The organism is Coleofasciculus sp. H7-2 (assembly GCF_042747725.1).
GTDB lineage: Bacteria > Cyanobacteriota > Cyanobacteriia > Cyanobacteriales > FACHB-T130 > FACHB-T130.
In genome coordinates this window covers 1-14,920 of the sequence record NZ_JBHZGO010000028.1, presented here as the reverse complement: position 1 = coordinate 14,920, position 14,920 = coordinate 1, and the positions used below count along the sequence as shown (strand labels likewise).

19 protein-coding genes and 2 pseudogenes are annotated in these 14,920 nt (G+C 44.7%); 11 read left to right on the top strand and 10 right to left on the bottom strand.

Features of this window, described 5'->3' with window-relative positions; genetic code table 11:
- Positions 1 to 59 precede the first annotated feature (59 nt).
- Positions 60 to 1,049 (bottom strand): glycosyltransferase family 2 protein, encoded by a 990-nt coding sequence (locus tag ACFW2W_RS06740; RefSeq protein WP_378175039.1) that lies wholly within the window; start codon positions 1,047 to 1,049, stop codon positions 60 to 62.
- A 130-nt stretch (positions 1,050 to 1,179) separates the two neighbouring features.
- Between ACFW2W_RS06740 and ACFW2W_RS06735 the strand changes: the two genes are divergently transcribed.
- Positions 1,180 to 2,412 carry a glycosyltransferase family 4 protein gene (locus ACFW2W_RS06735; RefSeq protein WP_378175036.1) on the top strand — a complete coding sequence of 411 codons (1,233 nt, stop codon included), beginning with the start codon at positions 1,180 to 1,182 and terminating at the stop codon, positions 2,410 to 2,412.
- Positions 2,413 to 2,520: 108 nt separating this feature from the next.
- Here the strand turns inward: ACFW2W_RS06735 and ACFW2W_RS06730 are convergent, their stop codons facing one another.
- The 3 genes from ACFW2W_RS06730 to ACFW2W_RS06720 form a co-directional block, all read right to left on the bottom strand.
- The gene (locus ACFW2W_RS06730) at positions 2,521 to 2,982 is read right to left on the bottom strand and encodes a TspO/MBR family protein (protein WP_378175101.1); all 462 of its coding nucleotides are present in this window, start codon (positions 2,980 to 2,982) and stop codon (positions 2,521 to 2,523) included.
- 148 nt (positions 2,983 to 3,130) lie between these two features.
- Entirely contained in the window at positions 3,131 to 3,685 is a 555-nt protein-coding gene (locus ACFW2W_RS06725) for an Imm1 family immunity protein (protein WP_378175033.1), read from the bottom strand.
- Positions 3,675 to 4,259, bottom strand: a complete 585-nt coding sequence (locus ACFW2W_RS06720; RefSeq protein ID WP_378175030.1) for a hypothetical protein — start codon at positions 4,257 to 4,259, stop codon at positions 3,675 to 3,677. Before ACFW2W_RS06720 ends, ACFW2W_RS06725 begins: the two co-directional genes overlap by 11 nt.
- A gap of 213 nt (positions 4,260 to 4,472) precedes the next feature.
- Between ACFW2W_RS06720 and ACFW2W_RS06715 the strand changes: the two genes are divergently transcribed.
- Positions 4,473 to 4,610, top strand: a complete 138-nt coding sequence (locus tag ACFW2W_RS06715) for a hypothetical protein (protein WP_378175027.1) — start codon at positions 4,473 to 4,475, stop codon at positions 4,608 to 4,610.
- Between the two features lie 84 nt (positions 4,611 to 4,694).
- On the opposite strand, the gene ACFW2W_RS06710 is transcribed toward ACFW2W_RS06715, so the two are convergent.
- The 5 genes from ACFW2W_RS06710 to sufB form a co-directional block, all read right to left on the bottom strand.
- Positions 4,695 to 4,997, bottom strand: coding sequence for an Imm1 family immunity protein (locus tag ACFW2W_RS06710; RefSeq protein ID WP_378175098.1), 303 nt, complete (start codon positions 4,995 to 4,997; stop codon positions 4,695 to 4,697).
- Positions 4,998 to 5,081: 84 nt separating this feature from the next.
- Entirely contained in the window at positions 5,082 to 6,344 is a 1,263-nt protein-coding gene (locus tag ACFW2W_RS06705) for a SufS family cysteine desulfurase (protein WP_378175024.1), read from the bottom strand.
- A 106-nt stretch (positions 6,345 to 6,450) separates the two neighbouring features.
- Positions 6,451 to 7,839, bottom strand: coding sequence for a Fe-S cluster assembly protein SufD (sufD, locus tag ACFW2W_RS06700; RefSeq protein ID WP_378175021.1), 1,389 nt, complete (start codon positions 7,837 to 7,839; stop codon positions 6,451 to 6,453).
- A complete protein-coding gene (gene sufC / locus ACFW2W_RS06695) occupies positions 7,836 to 8,627 on the bottom strand; it encodes a Fe-S cluster assembly ATPase SufC (protein ID WP_378175018.1) in 792 nt (263 codons plus the stop codon). Before sufC ends, sufD begins: the two co-directional genes overlap by 4 nt.
- Positions 8,628 to 8,791: 164 nt before the next feature.
- Entirely contained in the window at positions 8,792 to 10,231 is a 1,440-nt protein-coding gene (gene sufB, locus ACFW2W_RS06690; protein ID WP_378175015.1) for a Fe-S cluster assembly protein SufB, read from the bottom strand.
- A 206-nt stretch (positions 10,232 to 10,437) separates the two neighbouring features.
- On the opposite strand from sufB, the gene sufR reads away from it, so the two are divergent.
- The 9 genes and pseudogenes from sufR to ACFW2W_RS06645 form a co-directional block, all read left to right on the top strand.
- Positions 10,438 to 11,076, top strand: coding sequence for an iron-sulfur cluster biosynthesis transcriptional regulator SufR (gene sufR, locus ACFW2W_RS06685; RefSeq protein ID WP_378175012.1), 639 nt, complete (start codon positions 10,438 to 10,440; stop codon positions 11,074 to 11,076).
- A gap of 12 nt (positions 11,077 to 11,088) precedes the next feature.
- Positions 11,089 to 11,346 carry a hypothetical protein gene (locus tag ACFW2W_RS06680; RefSeq protein ID WP_378175009.1) on the top strand — a complete coding sequence of 86 codons (258 nt, stop codon included), beginning with the start codon at positions 11,089 to 11,091 and terminating at the stop codon, positions 11,344 to 11,346.
- A 96-nt stretch (positions 11,347 to 11,442) separates the two neighbouring features.
- A complete protein-coding gene (locus ACFW2W_RS06675) occupies positions 11,443 to 11,688 on the top strand; it encodes a hypothetical protein (protein ID WP_378175006.1) in 246 nt (81 codons plus the stop codon).
- Positions 11,689 to 11,812: 124 nt separating this feature from the next.
- Entirely contained in the window at positions 11,813 to 11,986 is a 174-nt protein-coding gene (locus tag ACFW2W_RS06670; protein WP_378175003.1) for a type II toxin-antitoxin system HicB family antitoxin, read from the top strand.
- Positions 11,987 to 12,012: 26 nt separating this feature from the next.
- The gene (locus tag ACFW2W_RS06665; protein WP_378175000.1) at positions 12,013 to 12,465 is read left to right on the top strand and encodes a hypothetical protein; all 453 of its coding nucleotides are present in this window, start codon (positions 12,013 to 12,015) and stop codon (positions 12,463 to 12,465) included.
- Between the two features lie 103 nt (positions 12,466 to 12,568).
- On the top strand, positions 12,569 to 12,832 hold the full coding sequence (locus tag ACFW2W_RS06660; protein WP_378174997.1) for a hypothetical protein: 264 nt from the start codon (positions 12,569 to 12,571) through the stop codon (positions 12,830 to 12,832).
- On the top strand, positions 12,816 to 13,250 hold the full coding sequence (locus tag ACFW2W_RS06655; RefSeq protein WP_378174994.1) for a PIN domain-containing protein: 435 nt from the start codon (positions 12,816 to 12,818) through the stop codon (positions 13,248 to 13,250). Before ACFW2W_RS06660 ends, ACFW2W_RS06655 begins: the two co-directional genes overlap by 17 nt.
- Before the next feature lie 66 nt (positions 13,251 to 13,316).
- The gene (locus ACFW2W_RS06650) at positions 13,317 to 13,955 is read left to right on the top strand and encodes a histidine phosphatase family protein (protein WP_378174991.1); all 639 of its coding nucleotides are present in this window, start codon (positions 13,317 to 13,319) and stop codon (positions 13,953 to 13,955) included.
- 152 nt (positions 13,956 to 14,107) lie between these two features.
- Positions 14,108 to 14,809 (top strand): annotated as a pseudogene (locus ACFW2W_RS06645) (succinylglutamate desuccinylase/aspartoacylase family protein); the annotation flags it as partial.
- Between the two features lie 21 nt (positions 14,810 to 14,830).
- On the opposite strand, the pseudogene ACFW2W_RS06640 reads toward ACFW2W_RS06645, so the two are convergent.
- Positions 14,831 to 14,920, bottom strand: a pseudogene (locus ACFW2W_RS06640) (IS5/IS1182 family transposase); the annotation flags it as partial.

Below are 14,920 nucleotides of genomic sequence, written 5' to 3'. Positions count from 1 at the left end.
TTAAGTGCAGGAACTCGCAAAGCTTTCGGTAACAGCGATCGCTTCAATTTACTTCTTCATCAATTAGCCGCTTCTCGAACTTGCTCGGCGTAATCTTTGGGGCGAATTCGACGGAAGGTTTGGAGAGCAAATTGCCGCAAACTGGTAGGTAAGTAAGACAGCATTATACCAAAAGTTACTTGACGCGAACTCCCCAAAACTTGGCTAGATTCTTGCAAGAGTTTGCGTCCCTCTGAAGTTTCGCCATTTTCTATCAGCCTTAAACCTAGCGCTTGTCGAGTTCCGGCAAGTTTATTTAATCGCGTTTTTTCTAATTGCCGATCTGGAAATTCGTAACTATTTAGACAGAAAGATTTTGCTTTTAAAAAGTGAATATTTTGTTTTAGACTATTTTGACCGCCGTGCATTCGATATTCCATGAGAAATTCTGGCAGGAAGTATCCATTCTTGCTGGCGATCGCTAACCTCACCAGTAAATCAAAATCCTCACAACCATCTGCTTCCGGACGCATATAATCGACTTCCTGCAAACACTCCATCCGAAAAAGCGTAGAACCAACCTGCAAGCTCTGTTTTTTGAAGGTTTCCGTAATTAGATCGGGGATAATTCCCTCTTTAAGTTTGTCCTTTCCCCACTTAGCAGAATTTTCTAAAGTGGCTGATTCATTGCGTTCTCCCCTGGCATCGATAATCCAGTGGTTTGTACAAACAAAATCTATTGTTGGATTAGCGTCTAAAACAGCTACCGTTTTTTCTAAAAATTCAGGCGTTAGCGCATCATCATCGTCAAATTTAATAAAATAAGTTCCACAAGCGGCTTCAAAACCAGAGCGCATATTTCGACTGCGCTTAATATTAACCGGATGCCGGATATAGCGAATTCTCGAATCGTTCCATTGACTCACTACTACTGGAGTGTCATCAGTAGAACCATCGTCACAGATAATTAGTTCAAAATCTGTATAAGTTTGAGCCAGCACGCTATTCACTGCGTAAGGCAACAAATTAGCTCGATTGTAGGTGGGAATGCAAACGCTAACTTTGGGCATAAGCTGAAGTTGTTGTTACTTGTTAGTTTTACGCAGTAGATACACGCTCTGGCAAGTCTAGTATGAGGCGAAAGCCTATAGTATCGATATTATCCCTCTCCGTAAAATCTAACCAAACGCTCAGTCTACGATGAAGATTTTAATGCTCTCTTCCACCTTTCCCTATCCGCCAACACGGGGGGGAACGCAAGTAAGGACGTTTAATTTACTCAAGTATCTCAAGTCTAGCCATGCGATTACTCTAATTACGCAGCGCGGTGGAGATGTTACGGACGAAGAAATAGAAGGACTGCAAGAGTGGGTGGACGAGTTGGTGGTTTTTCCTCGTCCCCAGGAAAATTCTCAAGTAGGAGTGTTGGGGAAGCTGCGGCGCTTCAGTACGTTTTTGCAGGAGGGAACACCCCCCAGCGTGCTGTCTATATACTCCCCAGAGATTCAGAAGTGGGTGGATGAAGCAGTAGCTGCTGGCAAGTTTGAGGCGATTACTTGCGAACATTGCGTGAATGAAATCTATGTGCGCCCTGAGTGGCGGCGCAGGGATGGGAAAACCCCGGCGCTGCGGACGGTGGTGAATATCCATAGTTCTGTCTACGGGACGTGCAAGAACCAGCTAGAAACGGGGACATCTGAGAAGCCATTGCGAGATCGGCTAAATCTGCCGCTGTTGCGCCGCTATGAACAACGCTACTGTTCTAAATTTTCGGCAATTGTGGTGACGACGGAGGAAGATAAGCAGCAAATTCAGGAATTTAATCCCAATGCCCAAATTCAAGTAATTCCGAATGGGGTAGATTTTACTCAGTTTCCCATGCGTTCCGCCGATCCGGGGGGACACCGATTAATTTTTATTGGGGCGATGGATAACACGCCGAATATTGATGCGGTGCGCTTTTTCAGTTTGGAGGTGTTCCCGGAGGTTCAGAAGCGATATCCAGATGCGACGCTGGAACTGGTGGGCGCTCGTCCGGGAACGGAAGTTGTAGATTTAGGGAAGCGTCCTGGGATTAGTGTGTCGGGGCGCGTGCCTTCAATGGCAGAGTATTTGCACAAGTCTTGCGTCTGCGTGGTGCCGATGCGGACGGGATTTGGGATCAAAAATAAAACGTTGGAGGCAATGGCAGCTGGGGTACCCGTGGTGGGGAGCGATCGCGGTTTGGAAGGATTAGCGGTTGATGGGGAAAACGTGCCGTTACGGGCGTTACGGGCTAACCGGGTGGAAGAGTATGCGGACGCGATCGCCAAGCTGTTTGAAGATGCCGATCTCAGAGAGCAGTTATCGAAAAATGCGCGATCGCTTATCGAAACAGAATACACCTGGGAAAGCGCCGGATCTCGTTACGAACAGGTGCTGCATTCACCTTAAATCCCTCGTTAACGGGGAAAGTAGGATTTCTCTCTCCCCGTACCTCCCTCTATCCCCCGCTAGCGGGGATGACAAGCAAGAAGCGATTAGGAGGCGTCGTCCGCGTCTCTAAGCGTCTTCAGGATTGAGCTGCATCATTTTCCAGGTGGTATAAGTTCCAATCGGACTCCACAACACATAGGGAACTAGCAACAGAGACGCCCAACCGGAAATCGGCAAGACTATTAGTGCCAGAATTAGACCTAAAACGGAACCAATTGCGCCAATAATTGTGCCAACTTTAAGGCTGCGTAGCCTCAACATCATTGGGTTATAGGCGACAATCGTAATTTCTACTAAAAGATAGAACGCCATCAGCCACCAATTTTTGGTTTTTTCCCAGACAATATAAGCTGACCAGGCACCGCAAATAAAAACGACTGTCCAAATAATTGGAATTAATGGCTCAAACGTTAACCATCTTGGTCGTTGCAGGCGCTTGAACCACTTGACATCATTCGGCGTAATGATGTTACTCCCCAGCGCCACTAAAAGAGTCACGCCCCCAATCACCATCCAAGATTTAATAATCATTCCCCTTCCCTTCGCTCCACCAGACCTGCAAGCTTCTGTAGCGATTGTGTCAAGTTCAAGAGGAAGCTGTAATCACCCCCTAGTCTGAAACTAAGTAGCGATCGCGCTTAATTTATGTTGTGGTTGGGGAATGCGATCGCTACTTTCACACCACTACTAACGACTTATCTTCTTCCCAAGCAAGTAATGGCTCAAGTTTCCCTGTTTCTGTAAATGTTCTAGCAGCCAGCAGGCATCGGAGCAAATCCACACACATCTTTGCGGGATAAATCCCTTCTTGTCCACCTACCACCAGCTTTTCTATTTCATCTGGTTTTGATGGATCGACTAAAACATGAAAGTTAAGATTATCGAAAGTTACAGTGGCAACATATTTTCCAGCCTTCCCACCCCCAACTGTCATGTAAATTGTGTCACTAGCTGATAATTCAACTAAGTTCTTGATCTCGCCATCTAACTCACGGATGGCTGCTTCTATTTGACTCCAAATTGCGTTTTTAATTAACTCAGTTTCAACTCTGTTACCAACCCATTTTTCTACTGATAGGTTGAATATAATCTTTATTACCACCTTTTCTTCTACATCGGGCCAGCGGTCAAAACCAAGTAACTTCCCAACCTCAGAATTTTTCCAAAAGGCTTGACGTTCAGCATAGGACATTATTTGATTTGTCCCCACACGAACTTGTTCAGGAGTCAACTGGCGTGGGGTATCCCCATTGTTGCTCTTGTCTTCTTGTGAATTCTGCGGCGTTGTCTCTTGTGAATTTGAACACATATCCATCTTCTCCGGGGGCAATGGTTGTGGCACCGATATACTGCATCTCGATTATGTCTCTATAGTAGTCAAAGGCTGAATCTACAGAAACTAGCACCAGAGGCGTGTCGTTCATCCCACCAGAACAATACCGCAAACTTATTTGCGTCACATACCAAATTAACCATTTTCCTATGGGTTCAATCAAGCGGTTAGCTTGTTGACCTCTGCTAACAGGATTAGTTTCTAGATGCTCAATTTCTAGAGTATGCGGTGTGCCGGGGTAAGGAAAGACAATATACCTAATTAATCCCCAGACTTGCTCCTCATACACCAGCTTGACAATATTCTGCACTTCAAAATCAGTACGTTGCCACAACTCTTGCCAGTTAAAAGTCCAATTATTTGGCATATCATCTATGGTTGCAGGAGAAATTACAGCATCTTGTTCACCAGCAGCTTGTGTCAAGATTCGCACGCGATACGAGCCGATAGCTATCACTTTATCAAGTGTCATTTTTTAATATAGCCACCTGTGAGTTACTTTATTTCAGGTAGCCCTGACCATTGAGTTTATAGGTGAGGTTTGAATAAAACTCTACATCACGCCATAATGGCGATTGAACATAGGATACACCATACAAAAGCGTGCAATTTTGTTCTGGTTAGTTGGCAGGAGCAATCGCCCTTTAGCAATGTTTTGCTAGCATTGGGCGATCGCGCTTAATTTATGTTGTGGTTAGGGAATGCGATCGCGCAATGCTTGTGTTGTGGTGAGTTGGGAGGGCGATCGCGTAATACTTGTGTTGTGGTGAAGAATGCGATCGCGCTTAATTTATGTTGTGGTGAGTTGGGCGATCGCGCTTAATTTATGTTGTGGTTGGGGAATGCGATCGCTACTTTCACACCACTACTAACGACTTACAGCGTTTTCTTTCTGGATGAGGTACAGTCAAGCTTCCAAAATCAAAGGTTTTAGGCGATCCTCGTACCTCACTAGCTTCAAAAGTGCTGTATCTTCTTCCCAAGCAAGTAATGGCTCAAGTTTCCCTGTTTCTGTAAATGTTCTAGCAGCCAGCAGGCATCGGAGCAAATCCACACACATCTTTGCGGGATAAATCCCTTCTTGTCCACCTACCACCAGCTTTTCTATTTCATCTGGTTTTGATGGATCGACTAAAACATGAAAGTTAAGATTATCGAAAGTTACAGTGGCAACATATTTTCCAGCCTTCCCACCCCCAATACTCAACAGACAAAACCTTGAGTTTTTGTAAGTCCGCGCAGGCGGACTTAGTTTGTGTAGCCGCGAATTACATTCGCCAGGGCTTAAGTTGACTTAGCCGAAGATACCGCCGAAAAATTCGATAGCTTCCTTCAAAGAGGTGATGAAAACGTCAATTTCTTCGCGGGTGTTGTAGAAATACAAACTTGCCCGTGCAGTAGATTGTACTTTCAAGTAACGGTGTAAGGGTTGGGTGCAGTGATGTCCGGCACGGATGGCGATGCCAGCTTGATCTAAGATAGTGGATAAGTCGTGAGGGTGGACATCTCCAGCTGTAAAAGCAGCGAGTGGCGCTCTACCTTCGCCTGTGCTGGTGGGTTGAGGTCCGTAGAGTTTGATTTCGGGGATTTGCTGCAACTGTTGCCATAGATGGGCTGTCAACTCAGTTTCGTAGGCGTGGATGTTGTCTCTGCCTACTTCGGTGAGGTAATCTATAGCTGCACCGAGAGCGATCGCTTCCCCAATTGATGGCGTTCCGGCTTCAAATTTGTGCGGCAAATCTGCGTAGGTGGCATGGTCGAGAAACACATCGGCAATCATCTCCCCACCGCCTAAGAAGGGAGGCATGGAACGCAGTAAGTCTAGCTTGCCATAGAGGAAGCCAATCCCAGTCGGGGCGCACATCTTGTGACCGGAGGCGACTAGCCAATCGCAATCCATCGCTTGCACGTCTAGCACCATATGTGGTGCGCTTTGGCAAGCGTCGATTAAGACTTTGGCACCGTATTGGTGAGCAATTTCAATAATTTCTTCCACTGGATTTATACATCCCAAAGTGTTAGAAACGTGAAGTGTGCTAACCAGTTTGGTTTTGTCGGAAATCAGAGATTTGAATTGTTCTAAATCAAAAACTCCTTCTGGTGTCAGTTCCACAAACTTCAGCACTGCGCCAGTTTTTTGCGCTGTCAGTTGCCAAGGGATTAAGTTGCTGTGATGTTCCATCACCGAGAGGATGATTTCGTCTCCCCGCTGCAAATTACTTAAACCCCAACTGTAAGCAACTAAATTAATTGCTTCGCTAGCATTTCTAGTGTAAATAATTTCTTGGCGTGAGGCTGCATTTACGAAAGCAGCAACTTTGTCCCTCGCACCTTCGTAAGCGTCTGTGGCTTTGGCGCTAAGCGTGTGAACGCCCCGGTGTACGTTGGAATTATACTGCTCGTAGTAATCCCGAATCGCGTTTAGCACCGCCAGAGGTTTTTGGGATGTGGCGGCGTTGTCTAGGTAAACTAGGGGTTTGCCATTGACTTCTTGGTGCAGAATTGGAAAATCTGCACGGACTTTATCGGCGAGTGTTCTGTCTTTGGTTAGAGTCATTGGTAAAAAGGTAATTGGTAATTGATAATTGGTAATTGGTAACTGGTAAAAGTTAGAAGTTATTTCTTCAAAATCCCATTACCCATTACCTATTACCTATTCCACACTATTCGATTGTTCTACAAGCAACACATCGAGAGAGGCTTGTTTGCAGAGAAGCGATGGGAATCTGGTTGATAATTTCTATAGCAAAAGCGTCAACTAACAAGTTGTTAGCACTCACTTTGTCTAAACCGCGACTTTGCAGGTAAAAGACTTCCTCATCATCCAACTGACTTACTGTTGCACCGTGAGTACATTTCACGTTATCGGCAATGATTTCCAGTTGGGGTTTAGTATCGACTCTCGCTTTAGGCGACAACAGCAAGTTACGATTTAATTGTCCAGCATCCGTCAATTGTGCTGCTTTGGCAACAAAGACTTTCCCATTAAAGACGGAATGAGCCTTATCAGCCACAATACACTTTTGTAACTGGCGAGTGGTGCTGTGGGGATGGTTAAGAATAATCGCGCTGTGAGTATCGCCAATCTGTTCCCCTGCAATCATGGTTAAACCATTGAGAGTGGTTTCAGTTTGTTCGCCCAACTGATAAATTTCTAAGTTGTGGCGCGATATTTTGCCACCCAAACTCACTGCATTGCAAGTGTAGCGACTGTTGCGGGATTGCGCGATCGCACTCTTGCCAATATGAAACGCTGCGCCACTATCTCGTTGAATCCGGTTGTGGCGAACTTCAGCATTTTCTTCTACCCAAATCTCTGTAACCGTATTGATTAAATACGGATGAGTTTTATCCGCACACCAGTCGCCAACTGGCATATAATCTTCTATCAGAGTTACTTGAGAGTTAGGTTCAGCAACTACCAAACAGCGTGGCTGAGAGAGAGTAGGGCGATCGCTAAAAGTAGACAGAAACAGCAAATGAATCGGTGTTTCTACTACCACATTTTTCGCCACCCACACTATAGCAGCATCAGTTAATCCTGCCGTATTCAGGGAGGTGAATACCTCATCAAAACCCTTTTGTTGGGCGAAATAATTACCGATCCGAGTGCGATAAGTTATTGGCAATTGGGCTAAATTTCCGACAAATATCTCATCGGGCAAATTAGCAATAGATGACAGCGCCGGTGCATAAACACCGTTAACGAAAACTAGACGACTTTCGGCTGCTTCTGCTAAAGTCAATCCTTCAATTGCTGACTGGGGTACATCCGCAGATTTAGCAGCTTGGAAAGACAACTTTAACAAAGGCGAGATGTCAGTGAAGCGCCACTCTTCATCCCGCGTTGTGGGAAACTTGAGATGAGGTATCCAAGAGGAGGAGCGATCGCGTAATTCTTGCAACCAGCTAACCATCTCTGGATCGAGTACCTGTAATTCCTGACTGCGAGACAAGTTTAACAACTCAACCAGCTTGGCATCTCGATTAGTCGCAGCAGACTTTAACCCAATGTCTTCGGGATTGGGAATAGAAGTTACTTGAATTGTCATTTTGCCGCCACCTCAGCTGCTTCTTCTTCCCTTACCCATTCATAACCGCGAGATTCCAGTTCCAAAGCCAATTCTTTCGTCCCGCTGGTAATAATTCGTCCGCCTTCCATTACGTGAACGAAATCTGGCACGATGTAATTCAGTAGCCGCTGATAGTGAGTAATCACCAGCATCGCATTCTCTGCATTTGCCAGCTGATTCACGCCATCCGCCACAATCTTCAGCGCATCAATATCTAACCCTGAATCCGTTTCATCCAAAATGGCTAACTTTGGTTCTAGCAGTGCCATTTGCAGAATCTCGTTCCGCTTCTTCTCACCACCAGAAAAACCTTCATTCACGCTGCGGCTAAGAAAAGCAGGATTCATCTTTACCACATCCAGCTTTTCATGCACCAACTCATCAAAATCAAAAGCATCCAATTCCTCTAATCCCTCAGCCTTGCGACGAGAATTATAGGCAACTCTGAGGAAATCCACATTACTAACACCAGGAATTTCTAAAGGATATTGAAAAGCCAAAAATATCCCAGCCCTGGCACGTTCTTCTGCTTCCATTTCCAGAAGATTTTGCCCCCGAAAAATCACCTCACCGCCCGTCACCTCATACGCCGGATGTCCAGCCAAAACCTTAGAAAAGGTGCTTTTTCCAGAACCATTTGGTCCCATAATGGCATGGATTTCTCCCGCCTTCACTTCCAGATTCAAACCCTTAAGAATCGGAATTTCATCAACATTTGCCGTGAGATCCCGAACAGATAGGATAACCTCACTATTTTCAATAATCATCTTTCCTCTCTTCTTCCTTGGTGCCCTTAGCGTCTTCGCGGTTTTTATTCTATTTCAGCATAAAGGTAGGCAATGCCCGCCTTACCTTTTTGAGTAAAGAAATTCAACCGTAGATAAACACAGATAAACACGGATGATTTATCTGTATTTATCTGTAGTTTCATTTATCCCACACTGCCTTCTAACTTCATGCTCAACAACCTATCAGCTTCTACAGCAAATTCCATCGGCAGCTGATTAAACACATCCTTACAGAAGCCACTAATCATCATCGAAATAGCATCTTCTGCCGAAATGCCCCGCTGTGAGAAAAAGAATAGCTGTTCTTCCCCAATCTTCGAGGTAGAAGCTTCATGCTCCACTTTCCCGGTGTTATTTTGCACCTGGATATAGGGGAAAGTATTCGCTTGGGCATTATCTCCAATCAGCATCGAATCGCACTGAGAATAATTTCTCGCGCCCTTTGCCTTGGGACCAATTTTCACCAAACCGCGATAGCTATTTGAAGATTTACCCGCCGAAATTCCCTTGGAAATAATCGTGCTGCGAGTGTTTTTGCCAATATGCACCATCTTGGTTCCGGTGTCGGCTTGCTGCATATGATTCGTTAGGGCAACGGAGTAAAATTCACCCACGGAATTATCGCCAACTAGCACGCAGCTGGGATATTTCCAGGTAATCGCCGAACCCGTTTCTACCTGTGTCCAAGAAATCTTAGAATTGACTCCCTGACACAATCCCCGCTTGGTGACAAAGTTGTAAATACCGCCTTTGCCGTTTTCGTCTCCGGGGTACCAGTTCTGTACTGTGGAGTATTTAATTTCAGCGTTGTCGAGAGCAACGAGTTCCACCACAGCTGCGTGCAGCTGGTTGGTGTCAAACATCGGTGCTGTGCAGCCTTCCAGATATGACACAGAGCTGCCTTCTTCGGCAATAATCAGCGTGCGCTCAAACTGCCCCGTGTCGCCGCTGTTGATGCGGAAGTAGGTGGAGAGTTCCATCGGGCATTTGGTGCCTTTGGGGATGTAGACGAAGGAACCATCGCTGAATACGGCTGAGTTGAGGGCGGCGAAGTAATTATCGGCTACTGGCACAACGCTGCCGAGGTACTTCTGCACCAGCTCTGGGTGTTCCCGCAAAGCTTCGGAGATAGAACAGAAGATCACGCCATCTTTGGCTAGCTTCTCTTTAAATGTTGTGGCAACTGAAACACTATCGAAGATGGCATCTACGGCAACGTTAGACAACCGCTTTTGCTCTGAAAGCGAAATACCTAGCTTCTCGTAGGCTTCTAACAAAGTTGGATCGACTTCATCCAGGCTGTTCAGCTTTTTGGGCTTTTGCTTCGGCGCGGAGTAGTAGATGATGTCTTGGTAGTCAATCTTGGGATACTTGACATGAGGCCAAGTTGGTTCGGTCATCTTCAGCCATTGGCGATATGCTTTGAGGCGAAACTCTAGCATGAACTCCGGTTCTTCTTTCTTGGCGGAGATCAGGCGAACAACGTCCTCACTGAGTCCGCGAGGAATGGTATCTGCCTCAATGTCAGTGACAAAGCCGTATTTATAGGGCTGATTGACTAAGGTCTTGACGCTTGCAGTCATAGATAAAAGTGTTCTCGCGTGTTTGTTTCGGACAAATCTCTCAGGATGGCAGGCTCAGGGCATGGGCGTCCGGAGTAGATCGCCCAGTCAAACTGCAATTACAATAGTAAAACAACAGGCTTGTTGCTTTACTTAATTCTATTTTAAAATACTTTAGCAACATAGATGTTGTCAAAGTCCAATAATAGGAATTTTACCGCAAGACGATGGCGATTACTCAGCAGCCTTCCACCAAACAGGACATCTTGCAACATTTACTGAAAACAGGTCAAGCCACGGCTCAGGAGTTGGCTGACGCCTTTGAGGTGAGTCCGCAGGCAATTCGGCGTCATCTGAAGGATTTGGAGACGGAAGGGCTGATCGTCCATCAATCGGTGCCTGCGGCGATGGGACGCCCGCAGCACGTCTATGAGCTGAGTCAAGAGGGGCGCGATCGCTTCCCGAATCATTACGGAGAGTTTGCTGTTGATTTCCTAGACACCTTGACAGAAACGCTCGGTTATGAGCAAGCCAGTACCGTGTTGCGAAAGCACTGGGAACGGAAGGCGATGGAATATCGAGTGAGACTGGGTAAGGGAAATTTGCGCGATCGCGTTGCTAATTTGGTAGAACTCCGCAAAGCTGAAGGCTACATGGCAGAGTGGTATCCTCTGGCAGAGAGCGATTCTCAATTTATATTGATAGAGCATAATTGTGCGATTTCTCATGTTGCCTCATCTTTTCCCAGCGTTTGCGGACATGAGTTAGAAATGTTTGCCGCTGCCCTGCAAGATTGTAAAGTAGAACGGACGCACTGGATTATTAACGGAGAACATCGCTGCGGCTATTTAATTAAAGAACAGTAAGTAAAAATATTTATGACGCAACCACAGCAACCATCAGAACAATTTTTGAGCTACGAAGAAGCAGTTAAGGTAGATTCAGCACTGCTTCAAACTCATGAAAAGTTTTTAACAAGAATAACCGTTTCATCCTTAAGAGTGTTGAAGCACATCGCCGAAGAGTACGGTGTTGTTATTGAAGATTTAACACCTGAGCAGATTATCGCTTGGTTTGAGCAGGATTCAAAAATTAGACGCGAACAGGGAAGCGATGCCGCATTTTTAAAGTGGTAATTCTTGGTTGCTGTATAAAGAAGATGTAGCGATTAATTAACAAAAACTTATCTATCCAACAAGCAGTTACTAACAAAAAGTGCGAGGAAAGTTGTGATGACAAGTTGGGAGTATTGCACTGTTAGATACGTATGGTTAGGGCGGGGATTAACACAAGAAATACACACTGTGTATTTAGATGGTCAGGAATTGAAAGAATGGAAAGACCAGCCCTGGTCTGTGTTTTTAAATATATTAGGAAAAGAAAGATGGGAAATGTCAGCTGCAAAAGAAGTTTACACTGAGGGCACAAGATTGAATCACTTAAATGAAGGTATCCTGTTCTTCAAACGTCCAATATAACTGTGTACTCACAATTCTTCTGAACAGGCGATCGCTTGGTTTGAGAAAGATGGGAAAGTTTGGCGCGAACAAGGCAGCAAAGCAGTCTTTTTAAAGTGGTGGTAGCAGTTGCGTTAATAAAAAAATGAGTAGAGAATTTAACCTAATTATCGAGCGAGATTCTGAGGGAGATTTTGTCGCTTCTGTGCCTAGCCTTCCTGGTTGCCATACACAAGCAAAATACCTAGATGAACTCATGGAACGCATTCGAGAAGCTATTGAGCTTTGTTTAGAAGTCGAGGAACAAACGGTAGATTAGAAACTTCCAGAGTGGAGGATAATAGCGTGAAATTGGAAAATGGCAAAAATACAATAAAGTATAATTCTTATAAATATGCCTTTGAGCGGATGAAAGAGGGAATTAATAAAGAGTTTTTTTTAGAAGCAGTTATGATAGCTGAAAGCATTATCTCCGATCGTCTTGTCAGTTATCTAGAATTGACGAAAAAAGAAGCTTCTTTGTTTGAATTAGTTGAAAAGTGGAAAAAAGTAGATGGTCAGATATCTTGGAAAGAACGTACTGACTTAATTGTGGATTTAAAGAGTTGGCGCAAAGAACGCAATACCTGCGCTCACCAAGTTGTAAAATCTTTGCCTGGTGAGCCAACAAAATCAGTAGAAGAATTTATACAGATAGCAAGGAATTGTGCTTTAGAGGGTCAGATGCTAGCTCGTTATGTTTGTGACTGGCGCAATGCACAAAAGAAAACAGGCACAGTTGAATCTGACGGTAGCTAATTTTAAGAAAAGTAGGGATGCGATCGCATTCTCCCCAAACTTACCCAGCTCAAGATTAGCCTAGAATGTGACTACTGCGCGATCGCAACACAAGGAGTGGAATATGAAGCAAGTTGCAGTGAGTGAATTACAGGAGAAAGCCGCCAATTACCTGACGGGTAGCGAACCGCTAGCAATAGAACTTGATGGCGAAGTCGTGGGATACTATTACCCCAAGAAGCGGACAAAGCAAGAAGAACTCAACCGCAAACTAGATCGTTTGGCTGAGTTGGTTAATAAAGCATTGGCTGAAACTGGCATGACTGAAGACGAATTTGCCGATCTTTTCGATACAAGTAAGCCGTTTCCCTATGATGCTGATAGTTGACGCTAACATTCTGGTGGGGGAACTGCTGCGACAAAGGGGACGGGAGTTATTGCGACATCCAAGCCTCATGCTTTACATCACTGAAAAAGTTTTGGATGAAACTCAATATGAGTTAAGGCGACGGATGACGGAAAGAATAAATAGAGGTCTTAGTGACGCGATAGGACAGGGTATTCTGGATGAGGCAATGAACATCATTGAAACCGATCTCAGGTTGGTTCCAGAAACGAATTACATCCACCTAGAGACGGAAGCTAGAAATCGCATACCTAGAGATCCTGATGATTGGCATACAGTGGCTTTAGCTTTGGAAATGGATGCGGCAATTTGGACTCAAGATTGTGATTTTTTGGGATGTGGGTGTGTGACTTGGACGACAGAAACTTTGCTGATTCAGATGAGGATTGGGGGAAGTTGAAGGGATGACGCGCTTCTCGCTCATTCCACCTACAATTGAGCGTGGAGAACAGCGAGAGAAACTACCTTGAGTCTAAAGCTTTATTTCCTCCGCCACGGACAGACAGACCGCAGTCGAGATAATGTTTTCTGTGGTTCTATAGATCCAGAATTGACGCCAGATGGTGTAGAGATGGCAAAAGCTTTTGCTGCTACCTATCGTTCCTTACCCTGGACTGCTATTTTTTGTAGTCCGATGCAGCGTACTGTAGCAACGGCAAAACCGCTATGTGAATCTGTGGGGATGCAGATGGAATTGCGGGACGGATTGAAGGAGATTAACTATGGCAAGTGGGAAGGAAAAACTGTAGAAACAGTTGACCGCGAGTATCACGATGATTATATTCGCTGGACTGCCGATCCCGCTTGGTATCCGCCGACTGAGGGAGAATTAGCGGTAGCGATCGCTCACCGTTCGTTACAAGTGATTGAAGAAATCAAGCAGCAGTTTAACAACGGCAATGTTTTAATTGTTGCACACAAAGCTACTATCCGGATTATGCTGTGTAGCTTGCTGGGAATTGATGTCGGACGCTTTCGCTTTCGCTTGGGATGTCCGGTGGGTTCGGTCAGTATAGTAGAGTTTGGCGCTCATGGGCCATTACTTCATGCCTTAAGCGATCGCACTCATTTGGATGAGCGTTTGCGTACCTTACCAGGTACATGATTTGTTTGTAAATTACCTGGTGAATGGAATTCGTAACTGTACAAACAAAGTCCGCCTGCGCGGACTAATAAATTTTAAATCTGCGTAGGCAGGTTTCGTTTGTGTAGCCGCGACTTCAGTCGCCAAGGCATTTTTGTGTAATGATTTTTGTTATGATTCCCACTATTTCTACAGTTCCAATTCAACAATTGGCTTCAGGCGATCGCCTCTCAATTCAAGTTTATAAATTTATCGGTGCTAACCCCGGTAAAAAAGCATATTTGCAAGCCAATCTGCACGGTGCGGAAATTGTTGGCAATGCTGTCATTCACCAGCTAATAGAGTTTTTGATTACTATCAATGATACCCAGATCAATGGTGAAATTTGGCTAGTTCCTGTCTGCAATCCAATCAGTACCAATCAGCGGACTCATTATTTTTCTACAGGTCGATATAATATATTCGATGGTAAAGACTGGAACCGCATCTTTTGGGACTATGAAAATGAATGTGAAGATTTAGAAGAATTTGCAAAATTTCACACCCATTTTGAGATAGATGCTATAAAAAAGGAATATTATAAAAGAATTAAAATAAGTTTCGATAAACTTTTAGAAAAAATACAGTCTCCCAGTGGAGCGCCTTTTAATGAACGATACCGCTATCAGCTACAATCTTTGTGTATCGATGCTGATTATGTAATCGATATTCATAGCTCTTCTAATCAAGCGATAGATTACTTATATGGCTTCCCCGGTAGAGAAGAAAGTGCCAAGTATTTTTTACTTGAGCGTGAAATTTTACTGAATGAATATGATGGAGATGCTTTTGATGAAGCTTTCCTAAAGCCTTGGTTAGCGTTAGAGGATGTTTTAAAAGTCAGAGAGAGCTAAAAATTATGCAAGCCGTCGAATCATGATCCGAATCATGGCAACATAGATGAATGTTTCTGAAGTTTCGGGTAGTCGTTCATAATCCTTACTTAA

Coding starts and splice junctions, on each gene's coding strand:
- sufC (WP_378175018.1), bottom strand. CDS start 8,627: ATGATTATTGAAAATAGTGAGGTTATCCTATCTGTTCGGGATCTCACG.
- ACFW2W_RS06740 (WP_378175039.1), bottom strand. CDS start 1,049: ATGCCCAAAGTTAGCGTTTGCATTCCCACCTACAATCGAGCTAATTTG.
- ACFW2W_RS06680 (WP_378175009.1), top strand. CDS start 11,089: ATGACGCAACCACAGCAACCATCAGAACAATTTTTGAGCTACGAAGAA.
- sufB (WP_378175015.1), bottom strand. CDS start 10,231: ATGACTGCAAGCGTCAAGACCTTAGTCAATCAGCCCTATAAATACGGC.
- sufR (WP_378175012.1), top strand. CDS start 10,438: ATGGCGATTACTCAGCAGCCTTCCACCAAACAGGACATCTTGCAACAT.
- sufD (WP_378175021.1), bottom strand. CDS start 7,839: ATGACAATTCAAGTAACTTCTATTCCCAATCCCGAAGACATTGGGTTA.
- ACFW2W_RS06735 (WP_378175036.1), top strand. CDS start 1,180: ATGAAGATTTTAATGCTCTCTTCCACCTTTCCCTATCCGCCAACACGG.
- ACFW2W_RS06720 (WP_378175030.1), bottom strand. CDS start 4,259: ATGACACTTGATAAAGTGATAGCTATCGGCTCGTATCGCGTGCGAATC.
- ACFW2W_RS06715 (WP_378175027.1), top strand. CDS start 4,473: ATGTTGTGGTTAGGGAATGCGATCGCGCAATGCTTGTGTTGTGGTGAG.
- ACFW2W_RS06675 (WP_378175006.1), top strand. CDS start 11,443: ATGACAAGTTGGGAGTATTGCACTGTTAGATACGTATGGTTAGGGCGG.
- ACFW2W_RS06655 (WP_378174994.1), top strand. CDS start 12,816: ATGATGCTGATAGTTGACGCTAACATTCTGGTGGGGGAACTGCTGCGA.
- ACFW2W_RS06660 (WP_378174997.1), top strand. CDS start 12,569: ATGAAGCAAGTTGCAGTGAGTGAATTACAGGAGAAAGCCGCCAATTAC.
- ACFW2W_RS06670 (WP_378175003.1), top strand. CDS start 11,813: ATGAGTAGAGAATTTAACCTAATTATCGAGCGAGATTCTGAGGGAGAT.
- ACFW2W_RS06705 (WP_378175024.1), bottom strand. CDS start 6,344: ATGACTCTAACCAAAGACAGAACACTCGCCGATAAAGTCCGTGCAGAT.